We start from the raw sequence: 14774 nt of genomic DNA on the forward strand, positions 1-14774 counted from the left end.
ATCACTGTGGGAGCCAGCTGCTGGCGATAGGCATCACGCCATTTTCACGCCTGGCGTAAGGGCCGCAGGCAACACCAGGCTCGGCGTTTCCAGCGAGGCCACCGGGTACGCACAGTAATCTGCGGCGTAGTAGGCGCTGGCGCGGTGGTTGCCCGAGGCGCCGACGCCGCCGAAGGGCGCGCTGCTCGCGGCGCCGGTCAGCTGCTTGTTCCAGTTGACGATGCCGGCACGGCTTTCCAGCCAGAACTGCTGATAACGCGCCTCGGAATCCGACAGCAAACCCGCCGCCAGACCATATTGGGTATCGTTGGCTTCTGCGATCGCCGCCTCAAAGTCAGCGTAGCGGATCACTTGCAGCAATGGACCGAACAGCTCTTCATCAGGGCGATCGACCACGGCCGTTACGTCCAGGATGCCGGGGGTCAGCAACGCGGCTTGCGCCTGTGGCTGAGTCATTTCCAACAGCGCTACGGCGCCATTGGCCATCAACTGTTCCTGCGCATCCATCAGGGCTTTGGCAGCGCCCAAGGAAATCACCGAGCCCATGAATGGCGCCGGTTGCTTATCGAAGGCTCCGACTTCAATGGTCGAACTGACCTCCACCAGGCGTTCCAGCAACGTATCGCCCCATGCACCTTGCGGTACCAGCAAGCGCCGCGCACAAGTGCAACGCTGGCCGGCAGAGATGAATGCCGACTGAATGATGGTGTAAACGGCAGCATCAAGGTCTGCGACCTGATCAACCACCAGCGGGTTGTTACCGCCCATCTCCAGCGCGAGGATCTTGTCCGGACGACCGGCGAATTGCTGGTGCAGGTGATTGCCGGTACGGCTGGAACCGGTGAAGAACAGGCCGTCGATACCCGGGGTCGCCGCCAGGGCGATACCGGTTTCGCGAGCGCCTTGCAGCAGGTTCAACACGCCTGCCGGCAGGCCGGCTTCGATCCAGCACTTGACCGTCAGCTCGGCGACTTTCGGGGTCAGTTCGCTGGGCTTGAACAGCACGCTGTTACCGGCCAGCAGCGCCGGCACGATGTGACCGTTCGGCAAGTGCCCCGGGAAGTTGTAAGGCCCGAACACCGCGACCACGCCGTGTGGTTTGTGGCGCAGCACGGCGGTGGCGTCGCCCAGCGGGCCGCTCTTCTCGCCGGTACGCTCGCGGTAGCTCTGCACCGAGATCGCGATCTTGTTGACCATGCTGGTCACTTCAGTTGTCGCTTCCCACAATGGCTTACCGGTTTCCTCACCAATGGTGCGGGCCAGTTCGTCAGCGTGGTTTTTCAGCGCGGCGGCAAAAGCCTCAAGCACAGCAATCCGCTCGTCCAGGGTGCGACGGGCCCAGCCCGGGAACGCCTGACGCGCAGCCTGCACGGCCGACTCGACCTGAGCAACGGTGGCGCCTTCGCCGGTCCACAGCACTTGCTGGGTCACGGGATTCAGCGACTGGAATGCTTCGCCCTGACCGGCCAGCCATTCACCTGCGATGTATAGCGAATTCATTATTTCGACTCCCTGGCAGCAGACAACGGAACGGCGCGCACTTGATCGCCGGCGTTGAGTTGAAGACGTTTGGCGGTCAGCGGATCGACCACCAATGTGCCGGCGGCGAAGCGCGCCGGCGCGGCAGTGATCCGGCAGTCTTCGCGTTTGCGGTTGTGAATCAGGAAAGGGGTAGCGTCGTCACCCGGTGTGCCGATGGCCAACACCAGCGCCTGGCTGTCGCGCACGGCGCGGATCTTGCCGGTTTCGCACTCGACCGCAGGGCCGGCGTCGAAGATGTCGACGTAGCCTTGGTAGCTGAAACCTTCGCTCTTGAGCATGGCCAGCGCCGGCTCGGTGTCCGGGTGAACCTGACCGATGACGTTGCGCGCATCTGGCGACAGGAAGCAGGTGTACAGCGGGAATTTGGGCATCAGTTCGGCGATGAACGCCTTGTTGCCCACGCCGGTCAGGTAATCGGCCTGGCTAAATTCCATCTTGAAGAAGTGACGGCCCAGGCTTTCCCAGAATGGCGAGCGCCCGGCTTCGTCGGACATGCCGCGCATTTCGGCAATGATCTTGTTGCCGAACAACTGCGGGAACTCGGCGATGAACAGCATCCGCGCCTTGGCCAGCATGCGGCCATTGAGGCCCGTGCGGTAATCGGCGTGGAGGAACAGCGAGCACAATTCAGAGTTGCCGGTCAGGTCGTTGGCCAGGAACAGCGTCGGGATCTCGCGGTAGATATTCAGCTCTTGCGAGGCGCTGACGGTCAGGCCGACCCGGAAGTTGTACCAGGGCTCACGCAGGCCAACGGCGCCGGCAATGGCGGAAATGCCCACCACGCGGCCGTCATCGTCTTCGAGTACGAACAGGTAGTCCGCATCGCCCCGCCCGGCTTCGCCGCGGAAGGTCTTCTCGGCCCAGCCGACCCGATGGGCCAGACGTTCTTCGTTGGCCGGCAAAGTGGTCAGGCCGGTGCCGGTGCTGCGGGCCAGGTCGATCAGAGCGGGTAAATCGCTGCTGCGTACGGGACGAACGATCATGCTATCTCCTCAAACGGGCCGCCAACGCCACCCGCGAAACTTCGCTGCTTTCTAGGCAATCAAACCGCAACCAGGCGCACGCTGGCACCTTCACCGACGCCCAAGGCTTCGGCCGCTTCCAGATCCAGGGTCACGGGCTTGCCCGGCGCGTAATCGAGCTCGAGCAACACGGCGCGGTAATCCTGCAACTGGGCATTGGCCACCAGGTACTGACGACCGGCACCTTTGACCGCCTCACCGATTTTCACCGGCACCACACGGCTCTGGGCAATCGAACGGATCCCCGAGACGCGGGCATGCAACGTCGGGCCACCGTCGAAAATGTCGATGTAGTGATCGGTCTCGAAGCCTTCGCGCATCAGGATGTCGAAGGTGATTTGCGCCCGCGGGTGCACCTGGCCCATCGCTTCTTGTGCAGTGTCCGGCAGCAGAGGCACGTAGATCGGGTAGTGCGGCATCAGTTCGGCGAGGAAGGTCCGGCTCTTCAGACCGCACAGACGCTCGGCTGCGGCGTAGTTGAGGTCGAAGAAGTTGCGACCGATCGCGTCCCAGAACGGCGAATCGCCATTTTCATCGCTGTAACCGACGATCTCGGTCACCACGGAATCGGCAAAACGCTCCGGATGGCTGGCGACGAACAGCAAGCGACCACGGGAATTGAGCTCAGCCCACGGCGAACCCACCAGCTCGCGCTGCACGTAGAAACTGGTCAGCAAGCTGTTGCCGGTCAGGTCATGGCACTGCGAAAGCACGTGAATCTTGTTGTGAATCTTCAGCTCGCGGGAGGCGTGCACGAAGGTTTCATTACGGAAACTGTAGAACGGCTCGGAATAACCGGCGGAGGCAACGATGGCCGAGCAGCCGACCAGTTTGCCGGTGGTCGAATCTTCGAGGACGAAGAAGTAGCTCTCTTCACCGTTGAAGCTGACTTCAGCGGAAAACGAGGCTTCGCTCGCAGCGATCTTGTCGCTCAGGCGTTCAACGTCATCCGGCAAGGAAGTGACACCAATCGGGCTGTCCGCAGCCAGACGCTGTACCTCGCCCAGATCAGCCATTTGCGCGGGGCGCATCACCAGCATGGTGTCACTCCTTAATCTCAGAACTTACAGAAGAAAAAATCCCGGGCCATCCCTGAAACAACTCAGAGTCAACTGTGGGAGCTAGCCTGCTAGCGATATCGTCCTGTCAGGCAACAATGATGTTGGCTATCAGGCCCTCATCGCTAGCAGGCTAGCTCCCACACTTTTGATCCAGCCCGAAACAAAAATTTGGATCGACGCCTGAAATGTCAGGCGTCGAAGGGTCTATCAGGCTTGCGTCAGCTTGGCCACGGCGCGTTCGAAGCGATCCAGGCCCTGATCGATATCGGCGTCGTCAACCACCAGGCTTGGCGCGAAACGCACCACGTCCGGGCCGGCTTGCAGAATCATCAGACCTTCACGCTCGGCGGCGTTGAAGATGTCTTTGGCCTTGCCTTTCCAGGCATCGCTCAACACACAACCGATCAACAGGCCCATGCCGCGGACCTTGGTGAAGATCGCGTATTTCTCGCCGATCTGCTCCAGGCGAGCCTTGAACTTGTTGTGCTTGGCCTTGACGCCTGCCAGCACTTCAGGGGTGTTGATCACGTCGATCACGGCTTCAGCGACAGCGCATGCCAGCGGGTTGCCGCCGTACGTGGTGCCGTGAGTACCGACGACCAGGTGTTTGGCCAGGTCTTCAGTGGTCAGCATCGCCGCGATAGGGAAACCGCCGCCCAGGCTCTTGGCGCTGGTCAGGATGTCCGGGACCACGCCGTAATGCTGGTAGGCGAACAGATGGCCGGTGCGGCCCATGCCGGTCTGCACTTCGTCGAAAATCAGCAGCGCGTTATGCGCGGTGCACAGGTCGCGGGCGCCTTGCAGGTACTCGAGTTCAGCCGGTATGACACCGCTCTCGCCCTGGATCGGTTCCAGGACCACAGCGCAGGTCTTGTCGGAAATGGCGGCTTTCAGCGCGGCCAGATCGTTGTACGGCACGTGGGTGATGCCAGTGATTTTCGGACCGAAGCCATCGGAATACTTCGACTGGCCACCAACGTTCACGGTGAACAGGGTACGGCCGTGGAAGCTGTTGAGCGCGGCGATGATTTCGTACTTCTCGCTGCCGAACCGATCGAAACCGACGCGACGGGCCAGCTTGAAGGCGGCCTCGTTGGCTTCGGCGCCGGAGTTGCAGAAGAACGCACGCTCGGCAAAGGTGGCGTTGATCAGCTTATGCGCCAGGCGCAGCGCCGGCTCATTGGTGAACACGTTGGACACGTGCCACAGCTTGTTCGCCTGCTCGGTCAAGGCACCGACCAGCGCCGGGTGCGCATGGCCCAATACGTTAACGGCGATCCCGCCGGCGAAGTCGATCAGCTCGCGGCCAGACTGGTCCCAGACACGGGAACCGGCACCACGCACAGGGATGAATGCGGCAGGCGCATAGTTGGGAACCATTACCTGGTCGAAATCGGCGCGTTCTACCGCAGCGTGCTCAACGGACATCGGAGTCTCCTGATGAGGAACACTCGCCGGAAACTGGCGAGCTTGGTGAGGATTGTAAGGACAGTTTTCAGCCCGGCCTTGCCGCCAAGCGACAACTTCTTATAGCGCAAACCCCGGTTTTTCCCGGGTTTACGGCAATGCGACATATAGGGTCGCAAAGGCGCAGTTTAAACCGCCGGCACAGGTTATAGGCAGGCTTGTCGAGCGGTGCGGTAAATATGTACCGCACGAAACCCATCATCGTCTGTTTTGCTGGCGGCTCATCCAAACGCTAAGGGAATAGCGCATGAGTCAACACGAAAACGATCGCCCTTCTGATTCCGCCGCCAGTGAATACGTCACGCAGCCGGACGATCATTACCATCACCTGTTCAACAATCTGCCGGCCTGGGTATTAGAAGCATCAGTAGAAACGCGGAGCGCCCTCAAGAACACCTCGCTTGCCACTCCCACATGGCATGGCACCGCGACGCCCCTGCAACATCAGTCGCTGAAAAAGATCAGCCAGGAACACTGGACTCATCGAAATCGCCTGGACGCAACACTGTCGAAGCTTCAAAGCGCACGAGCCTTTGCCGAGCCCCTTCTACAAGCAGCCCTGAAAACCCGGTTTGATCTGGAACTGGATGTCAAAACCACCTTCCTGCGCCTGTACATCCCGCAAACCGTGCCCTGGCTGGGGATCAAGACGGGCGCCGCGCGCACCTGGACCGTATCGCTGCTCGACGCCGCCCTGCACAACTTTCAGGAATCGGAAACGACGGCTGGTGCCTACGAGCCCGCCTCGACATTCATCACCAAACCTTCGCCCACCGGGCAGTTCGACACGCTGCCGGCGGTCAAGCAAAAGCTTGGCGTCGCGGCCTTTGCGCGACTGTGCCGGGAACTGGACATCGGCGCCCGATACAACACGTATCTCAAGGACAATCTGGGGCTGACCAACCCGGTGGCCGGCGCGGTGTTGAAAACGAAGGTGATCAGCTCGCAAAAAGCGGCCCTCAAAGCCGCGCTGCAAATGGCGCATATCCGCAAGGATATTCCAGAGGATGCCTATCTCTCGATCCTGCGCCTTCTGGAAGGGCGTTCGGGGGCGCAACTGGGTGGCCAATCCCTGTACGGTCATGACCTGACCATAATGTCCTCCGCGCTGACCGGGATTGTCATTTTCGCCGCGAGCCTGGAGCGTGTACGCAAGGGAACACGGATCATTGCCTACATTCCCGACGATCCGGAACATCCGCTCAAGGAATATCCGAACACCCTGGCGTTCATGACCGAGTTGACCCGCAAGCTGCGCGCCCCGGCTTACCAGACGTTCTTCAGCCGCTTCGTCGAGCATAAGGAAAGAGGCCATTTTTTCACTGATCTGAACTGTCGTCTCCAGCGTGTCACCTGGCATCAACACAAGCGTGGCGAGCCACTGCCGAGCTGGCGCGCAACGGCCATCGACAGGCCCGATCTGCGGTTTTCGATGACGCCGTTCAGCGCGAACCTGTGGAATCATCTCTATCAGCGACAACTGAACAAGATCCTCAACGACGCCAGCACACTTGCTGTCTCGACCGCCTCTGCCGACCGAAACGCGCGATGGGCATTGTGGGACGCCTTCAGCAACGTGGCTTCAACGCTCCTTGAAATCGCATCGTTCGTGGCATTGCCGTTCGTCCCGTTTCTCGGCGAATTGATGCTCGGTTATATGGCCTACCAGTTACTCGACGACACCTTCGAAGGCATCGTAGACCTGGCTGAAGGGTTGAAAACCGAAGCGTTCGGGCATCTGATCGCCTTCGTCGAGACCGTGGTTCAGGTGGGCACATTCGTGGTGGGCGGCGCAATCGCTGCCGGTACCTTCAGCCGTCTGCTCTCGCGTGAAGCTGTCGCGCTGGTCGACCCACTCAAGCCCATCGCAATGTCAAACGGAAAAACCCGCTACTGGAAGCCGGACCTGACAGCGTACGAGCAAGCAAAGACGCTGCCCGCCGGCGCAAAACCGGATCAACTTGGTCTTTATCACCTCGAGGGCAAGAAGCTGCTGCCTTTGGAGGGAAAACTGTATTCCGTGAAACCCGATGCCACTTCGGGCGCGTTTCAGATTGAGCATCCAACCCGGGCCGATGCGTATCAGCCATCGCTGCTGCACAACCATCACGGCGCCTGGCACACCGAGCTGGAGCAACCACTGAACTGGGATCGGGAAACGGTCATGCGCCGTCTCGGCCAAAGCGTCGAGTCGTTCAGCAGCGCCGAGCGCGAACAGATCCTGCGGGTCAGCGGTTTCCACGACAATGCCCTGCGCGAAATGCATGTCGAACACTATCGACCGCCATCGCTGCTGACCGACACGATCAAGCGCTTCAGGATCAACCGGGACATTGAAACCTTTATCGAGCAGATCGGCAGCGATCAACCCGAGCGCTATCGAAACGCCGATGTGCCCCTGCAGCATCAATTGCTGAGCGGCTACGACGCGTGGCCCGTCGACACGCCAATGCCGACACCGCAAGCCCAAACGCCAGCCTTCAGGCAACAGAGCGCCGAACTCGCCCGCAAGTACCGCAAATCACTGTTCGATTTGCGCTATCGCGCATTGGAGAAAACCGATGAACCACGCGTCCAGCGACTGATCGACGACGTGCAGGGGTTACCCACCGATATCGCCCAGGAACTGGTGAGCAATGCATCCGGCACTGAATTAAAGCAGCTGCACAACGGCCGCACGCCCCAACGGCTCAAGGACGCGGCGCTCAAAGCCATGGAGGCGGTGCGCGCGACACGAGCCTTTGAAGGCTTTTATTCCGACACGCTGGACACCACTGACACCCACCGACTGACCTTGCAAAGCCTGAACTCGCTGCCCGATTTGCCAGCCGAGTTGCGTATCGAAGTGAGGGATTACATTGCCGAGGGGACGGTGCGCGACAGCATTGGCCAGCCCGATGCACCCACTCACAAAACATTGGTTCGCGCTGAAGACGGGACTTACCAGGTTCTCCCACACAACGATTCGACGCCTGGTGATTTTTATCACGCCCTGTTCCAGGCGCTCCCGGATGTGCAACGCAACAAGCTGAACCCGTCGATCGCAGACGCCCGGGCACTTAAACAGCACATCGCCGAACACGCGCTGGAACAACCGGCATTACGCACACTGTTCGCAAAAAACCCTAATCGAAAACCGTTCTACGACCCCACCACCATGCGCCTGCCCGGTGGCACGCAGGGCTACAGCCGAATGAACCGCGAGACCCCCACCCTCAACAACCGTGTTCGCGAGGTTTACCCCGACCTGCCTCAGGAGGAAATGCAGTCTGTTGTTCAGGCATTGCAGCTTCACCCCGATGGCGCTCGTGTAGAACTTTCACGCTTGAACAGGGAGTTGGTCCGACTGCATCAGGAGCTGCGCACCTGGGCCGATGACGCCCCCACTGTTCATCCTGAAACCGGACGCCCGCTCACTGAACTGGATCAACAAGCGCAGAGAAACAATCGCCGATTGCTGGCTCAGGAAATCCAGCGCAGCTGGCGGCGACAGTCCGACCGGGACTTCGACACACCGGACGGGGTTAGCCAATATGTGCTCAGGTTTGCAGAGCCGATCATCGGTGACTTGCCGTCATTGAGTGCCGATTTCAGCCATGTCTCTTTACTGTCCCTGGAAGGCAATCATGCCGCGCAAGGTATTCACGGTTTTCTACAGGGTTTCAGCGGGCTGCGCCGTCTGGAATTGCGCCGCTTCTCGCTGGCCACCCTCCCCGACGCCATCAGCCGAATGCCAGACCTGCACGCCTTGGTGTTAAGCGATTGCGGTATCAGGGTCGACACGGCCACCTGGTCGAAACTGATGGCATTGAACAAACTGGCCATGCTGGACCTGTACAAAAATCCGTTTGAAACCCTGCCCCGTTTCGACACGATGAGCGAACTGGTGCACGTGGACCTGAGCGACACTCACCTGAGCGAAATCCCGCCCGGCGCCCTGCAACATCCAAAGCTCGACACCCTTTTGCTGATGAACAACCGAATCAGCGAGTTACCTGCCGAGTTATTCGAGGCATCGCTGCACGACAAACGGGGCATACACCTCACGCACAATCCGCTTTCAAACAGAGCACTCGAACTGATCAAGCGTCACCATTTTGATACCGCCTACGACATGGGTGTTTATGCCCCAGAGTCGGACATTGATCGCGTCAGGGCGCTGTACCCGAGCATGGAAGTCGAACAGGCGAGCGAGTTTGTGTACGAATTGCCGGGAACACTTGAGGAGGGCCGGATCGCGCTGACACATCTGGAAGAAGAGTTGACCCAATTGAGAAATGACTTGTCGACCTGGACCAGCAACCTTCCAGACCAGCACCCCTTGACGGGCGAGCCCTTCAACGCATTCCAACTGTTTATCGAGCACGCCAACCGCGACGAATTCAAGCAGGCACTGGAACGCTGCTGGCAGCGTGAATCGGAACTGGATGACTTCAACGATGCGCTGGAGCCCACTTACGAGCTCACCATCCGCCCGATCATCAATGGAGAACTGCCGGCCCTGAGTGCAGACTTCAGTCATGTATCCGCTCTGGAGATACAGAGCACCAATGGCGTGACGCGCATCGGGCGTTTCCTGGACGCCTTCCCTAACCTCAAAAGCCTGAGGCTGCGCGAGTGTGAACTCGGCAACATTCCCGACGCGGTATTCAAGATGGGGCGCCTGCGCTCACTGTCGCTTCCCAATTGCCGTGTCAGCCTGTCAGCAGAAACGGCCAATGCATTGGCGGGAATGGAATTGCTGGATTACCTCGACCTCGGTTTCAACCCGCTGGGGCGTACGCCTGATCTTAGTCAAATGCCAGAACTGGCGACCGTGTTGCTCAATGACACCGGCATCACGGAAATACCCGATGGCCTGCTTCAACTGACGGACCTGGACTGGGCTGACCTGAGCATGAACGGGATTACCGAAGTGCCCAGCGACCTGATGGAGTTGCCGGTTGAAACTGCAGAAAACATCACGTTGAGAGGCAACACGTTTTCCGAGGAAAGCCTGGTACGGCTGATCAGTTACTTCGAACAGACAGGCGCAGACTTTGGCGTAGAAGAGGTGATCAACCGAGGTGAAATGCAGGTTTCCACCTCAGAGGGGTCCGAAATCGACGAGTAGATCAGCCGCGCTCGGACGGCACCGACGACAACTCGAATGGACTGCTGCTGCGCCGCTGGTTGCGATCTTCACGCGGCGTGGCGCCGAAGAAGTTGCGGTAGGCACTGGAGAAATGCGGCCCCGAGGAGAAGCCACACGACAGGCCGATCTGGATGATCGACTTGCTGGTTTGCATCAACATCTGCCGGGCCTTGTTCAGGCGCAGCTCCAGGTAATACTGGCTCGGCACACGGTTGAGGTATTGCTTGAAGATCCGCTCCAGCTGTCGACGGGACACGCACACGTGCTGGGCGATTTCGTCGGTGGTCAGGGGCTCTTCGATGTTGGCTTCCATCAGCAACACCGCTTGGGTGAGCTTCGGATGGCTGGAGCCCAAGCGGTTTTGCAATGGAATGCGCTGGCGCTCGCCGCCTTCACGGATGCGCTCGACCACCAGCTCTTCGGAGACTGCACCAGCCAATTCGGCGCCGTGATCACGGGCCAGCACCGCCAGCAACAGATCGAGTACCGACAAGCCGCCACACGCGGTCAGTCGATCGCGATCCCAATCGAACAGATGGCTGGTGGCGATGACTTTGGGAAAACGTTCAGCGAAATCGTCCTGCCAGCGCCAATGCACGGCAGCGCGATAACCGTCGAGCAAACCCAGTTGCGCCAACGGGTAGACACCGGCAGACAAACCGCCGATCACACAACCGGCGCGCACCAGTTGTTTCAGCGAACTGCTGAGCGCCGGCGCGAGGGTAGTCGGCGGCTCATCGGCGAGCAGAAACAGTTTCTGAAAGTTTTCGAGCTTGCCGGCCCACGGCTCACCCGGCAATTGCCAGGCGCCTTCGGTCGGCAGTTCGGCCTGCAAGAACGACAGTTCGTAGACCACGTCCGGATGCACACGCTGGGCAACACGCAAGGCCTCCTCAGCCAGCGCAAGCGTCAGTGCTTTAGTGCTGGGCCAAATCAGGAAACCAATTCGATGGGCAGTCATGGCGGGCAATCCGAAACGAAAACAGTGATGAAGGCATGGGCCAATGCTAGCCCGTAAATGAACGCAAATCTCAAAACCGATGGAGATCAAACTGTGGGAGCTGGCCTGCCAGCGATGGCGGCGTGTCTGTGCCAGAGATGCAAACTGGCCCACCGCTATCGCTGGCAGGCCAGTTCCCACAGGAATCGGGGCCAGCCTTTAGGTTGCGAAGCATGCACTATCCCGGTGCGCAACGGGAGTTCGCTTTACTTCAGGCTGCCCGAGAGGAATTGCTGCAAACGTTCAGACTGTGGATTGACCAGCACTTCACGCGGGTTGCCGCTTTCTTCAACGACGCCTTTGTGCAGGAACACCAACTGGTTCGACACTTCACGGGCGAAGCCCATTTCGTGCGTTACCACCACCATGGTCCGGCCTTCCAGCGCCAGGGCCTGCATGACTTTCAATACGTCGCCGACCAGTTCCGGGTCGAGGGCCGAGGTCGGTTCGTCGAACAGCATCACTTCAGGTTCCATCGCCAGCGCACGGGCAATCGCTACGCGCTGCTGCTCGCCGCCGGACATGTGGCCCGGGTAAGCATCTTTGCGGTGGGCCACGCCAACCTTGTTCAGGTAGTGCTCGGCTTTCTCGCGGGCTTCGGCCTTGGACATGCCCAGTACGTGGACCGGCGCTTCCATGATGTTTTCCAGCGCGGTCATGTGCGACCACAGGTTGAAATGCTGGAACACCATCGACAGGCGCGAACGCATGCGTTGCAGCTGTTTCGGGTCGGCCGCTTTCATCGCGCCGTCCTTGTTCGCCACCAGTTTCAGCTCTTCGTTGTTGAGCAGAATACGGCCCGCGTGCGGCTGCTCGAGCAGGTTGATGCAGCGCAGGAACGTACTTTTGCCGGAGCCACTGGAGCCGATGATGCTGATCACATCGCCAGCCGCCGCTTTCAGGGACACGCCCTTGAGCACTTCGTGACTGCCATAGCGTTTATGCAGGTCTTGGACTTCAAGTTTGTACATGCGGTCGGTTCTCACAAAAACAGTCAGTCAGTCGTTGAGCAAGCGCCCGTGACGCAGCGCTTCGCGCCCCGCCACCTTGGCCAGCCAGAAACCGGGTTGGGCATAACGCAGCCGTTCAATGGCAAACAGCACCCCGGACGTACCAGCACACACCGTGCTGACCCGATCCGATAACGGATCGATCACTTCGAAAATCTCGTCGCCGGCTTCGATCCACTCACCGGGTTTACGCAAAAAGCTGATCACGCCAGGGTGCGGCGCGAAGAGCAATTCGGTGCCTTCGAACGGCATGCCTTCGCACGCCTCTCGCGCAGGCTTCGGCCATTCGCCGCTGATCAAGCCTTGCTCGGCGAGGAACGCCAGAATGCCTTCGGCGTAAGCCTCGGCCTCGGCGCGACCGGTATCAGCCTGACCACCCAGTTCAATGGTAGTCGCCAGGCAGGCCAGTGGAATCTGCGCATCAGGAAACTGACGCGACAGGCGCAACCACGGCAGCGAGCAAGCCTCGTCAAAGGAACTGCCGCCGGAATCTTCGGCCAGCAACCCCACTTTCACGTTCAGGTGCGCGGCGAGCGAACGCCATTGCGGCCAGTGTTGCGGCAAGGCGTACATGTGCAGCGCCGCTTCGGCATCACAGTGCAAATCCAGCACCACGTCGGCGGTGCACGCATGGCTGAGCAAGATGCGCTGCATGCCTTGCAACTGGCTCGCGGCCGGCGGCAATGCGGCCAGCGCATCGCTCATGGCCTGACGGATCAGCTGAATATTGGCGTGCGGATCATCACCCAGGCGCCCTTCCACCGCGGCGGCCACTGGCGCGCTCAGCTCGACGAAATCCCGGTTGAAATTCTTCCCGCTGCCCGCTTCGAAACGCCCTTGATGACTGCCCTGAAGCAATTGACCCAGCCCCAGCGGATTGGCCACCGGCACCAGTTCGATCACCCCGTTGAGCAAGCCTTGGGCTTCGAGTTCGGCCAAGCGCTTTTTCAGCTCCCAGGCCGTGCGCATGCCCGGCAATTCATCGGCGTGGAGGCTGGCCTGGATGTAGGCCTTGCGCTCGCCACTTCCGAAGCGGAACACCGAAATCTGGCGTTCGCTGCCCAGGTGGTTCCACGGCAATGAATGATCGATGCGTTCCATATCAGTGCTTCCGCGGGGCCAGATAGCCCAACCAGCGGCGCTCGGCCAGTTTGAACAGCTTCACCAGAATGAAGGTCAGGCACAGGTAGAACACACCCGCCGTGATGTACGCTTCGAACGGCAAGTAGTACTGGGCATTGACCGTGCGCGCAGCGCCGGTGATGTCGATCAGGGTCACGATGGACGCCAGACTGGTGGTCTGCAGCATCATGATCACTTCGTTGCTGTACTGCGGCAGCGCCCGGCGCAGGGCCGACGGCAACAGGATGCGCTTGTACATTTTGTAGCGCGACATGCCCATGGCCTTGGCCGCTTCGATCTCACCGTTCGGCGTGGCGCGCAGGCTGCCGGCGATGATTTCAGCGGTGTAGGCGCTGGTGTTGATCGCGAAGGCCAGGCACGCACAGAACGTCGCGCTGGACAGCCACGGCCACAAGAAGCTTTCACGTACCGCTTCGAACTGCGCCAGGCCGTAATAGATCAAGAACAGCTGCACCAGCATCGGCGTGCCGCGGATCACGTAGGTGAAAAGCCAAGCGCTCATGTTAACGACAGCATTCTTCGAGACACGCATCAGGCCAAGTGGCAAAGCCGCCAGCAGGCCGAAGAACAGCGACAGCGCGAGCAATTTGAGGGTGGTCACCAGGCCGCCGAAGTACAGCGGCAAGGCCTCCCAAATGACGTTGTAGTCGAAGATCATAGATCAGCCGCCCTTACGCCTACCGAGTAGCGCTTCTCAAGGTGACGCAATGCCAGCAACGAGACACTGGTGATCACCAGGTACATCGCCGCCACTGCGAGGAAGAAGGTGAAAGGCTCGCGGGTGGCATCTGCCGCCTGCTTGGCCTTGAACATCATGTCTTGCAGACCCACCACCGAAATCAGCGCGGTGGCCTTGGTCAGTACCAGCCAGTTGTTGGTGAAGCCCGGAATCGCCAGACGAATCATCTGCGGCACCAACACCCGGAAGAACACCTGAAAACTGCTCATGCCGTACGCCATGCCGGCTTCGGCCTGACCTTTGGGAATCGCCATGAAGGCGCCGCGGAAGGTTTCCGACAGGTACGCACCGAAGATGAAGCCCAAGGTGCCGATACCGGCGGCCAGCGGGTTCAGGTCGATGTAGTCGTCAAAGCCGAGCATCGGCGCGACGCGGTTGAGCAGGTCCTGACCACCGTAGAAAATCAGCAGGATCAATACCAGATCGGGAATACCGCGGATCACCGTGGAATACAGGTCGCCCAGCCAGGCCAGCCAGCGAACCGGCGACAGACGCAATGCAACGCCGATCAGACCCAGAAAGATGGCCAGGACCATGGAGGACAAGGCGAGCTGAAGCGTCAGCCATGCGCCATCGAGGATGACAGCCCCGTAGCCTTTCAACATGATTCAGGTCCTCGAATGTTGGGATGAAAAAATGGCGCAAACCTCAGAGAT

General features: G+C 60.0%; 10 protein-coding genes. 1 reads left to right on the top strand and 9 read right to left on the bottom strand.

Features of this window, described 5'->3' with window-relative positions:
• Window positions 1-33: 33 nt before the first annotated feature.
• The 4 genes from astD to DJ564_RS24845 form a co-directional block, all read right to left on the bottom strand.
• Window positions 34-1503: a succinylglutamate-semialdehyde dehydrogenase gene (gene astD, locus DJ564_RS24830; RefSeq protein WP_178082356.1), complete on the bottom strand. Its 1470-nt coding sequence runs from the start codon at window positions 1501-1503 to the stop codon at window positions 34-36.
• The gene (gene astA / locus DJ564_RS24835; RefSeq protein WP_109634093.1) at window positions 1500-2525 is read right to left on the bottom strand and encodes an arginine N-succinyltransferase; all 1026 of its coding nucleotides are present in this window, start codon (window positions 2523-2525) and stop codon (window positions 1500-1502) included. Before astA ends, astD begins: the two co-directional genes overlap by 4 nt.
• Before the next feature lie 59 nt (window positions 2526-2584).
• Window positions 2585-3604 carry an arginine/ornithine succinyltransferase subunit alpha gene (gene aruF / locus DJ564_RS24840; protein ID WP_109634095.1) on the bottom strand — a complete coding sequence of 340 codons (1020 nt, stop codon included), beginning with the start codon at window positions 3602-3604 and terminating at the stop codon, window positions 2585-2587.
• 228 nt (window positions 3605-3832) lie between these two features.
• Window positions 3833-5053, bottom strand: coding sequence for an aspartate aminotransferase family protein (locus tag DJ564_RS24845; protein WP_109634097.1), 1221 nt, complete (start codon window positions 5051-5053; stop codon window positions 3833-3835).
• A gap of 286 nt (window positions 5054-5339) precedes the next feature.
• Here DJ564_RS24845 and DJ564_RS24850 point away from each other — a divergent pair, with 286 nt between their 5' ends.
• Window positions 5340-10205, top strand: coding sequence for a dermonecrotic toxin domain-containing protein (locus tag DJ564_RS24850; protein ID WP_109634099.1), 4866 nt, complete (start codon window positions 5340-5342; stop codon window positions 10203-10205).
• Between the two features lies 1 nt (window position 10206).
• Here the strand turns inward: DJ564_RS24850 and DJ564_RS24855 are convergent, their stop codons facing one another.
• The 5 genes from DJ564_RS24855 to DJ564_RS24875 all read right to left on the bottom strand — a co-directional run bounded on the left by DJ564_RS24855 (window position 10207) and on the right by DJ564_RS24875 (window position 14723).
• Window positions 10207-11187, bottom strand: coding sequence for a GlxA family transcriptional regulator (locus DJ564_RS24855; protein ID WP_109634101.1), 981 nt, complete (start codon window positions 11185-11187; stop codon window positions 10207-10209).
• A gap of 245 nt (window positions 11188-11432) precedes the next feature.
• Window positions 11433-12197, bottom strand: coding sequence for an ABC transporter ATP-binding protein (locus DJ564_RS24860; RefSeq protein ID WP_109634103.1), 765 nt, complete (start codon window positions 12195-12197; stop codon window positions 11433-11435).
• A 27-nt stretch (window positions 12198-12224) separates the two neighbouring features.
• The gene (locus DJ564_RS24865) at window positions 12225-13337 is read right to left on the bottom strand and encodes a M14 family metallopeptidase (RefSeq protein ID WP_109634104.1); all 1113 of its coding nucleotides are present in this window, start codon (window positions 13335-13337) and stop codon (window positions 12225-12227) included.
• Between the two features lies 1 nt (window position 13338).
• Window positions 13339-14037 (bottom strand): ABC transporter permease, encoded by a 699-nt coding sequence (locus tag DJ564_RS24870; RefSeq protein WP_109634106.1) that lies wholly within the window; start codon window positions 14035-14037, stop codon window positions 13339-13341.
• Entirely contained in the window at window positions 14034-14723 is a 690-nt protein-coding gene (locus DJ564_RS24875; protein ID WP_010457254.1) for an ABC transporter permease, read from the bottom strand. The genes DJ564_RS24870 and DJ564_RS24875 overlap by 4 nt, the downstream gene beginning before the upstream one ends.
• Window positions 14724-14774 lie beyond the last annotated feature (51 nt).

The organism is Pseudomonas sp. 31-12 (assembly GCF_003151075.1).
Lineage (GTDB): Bacteria > Pseudomonadota > Gammaproteobacteria > Pseudomonadales > Pseudomonadaceae > Aquipseudomonas.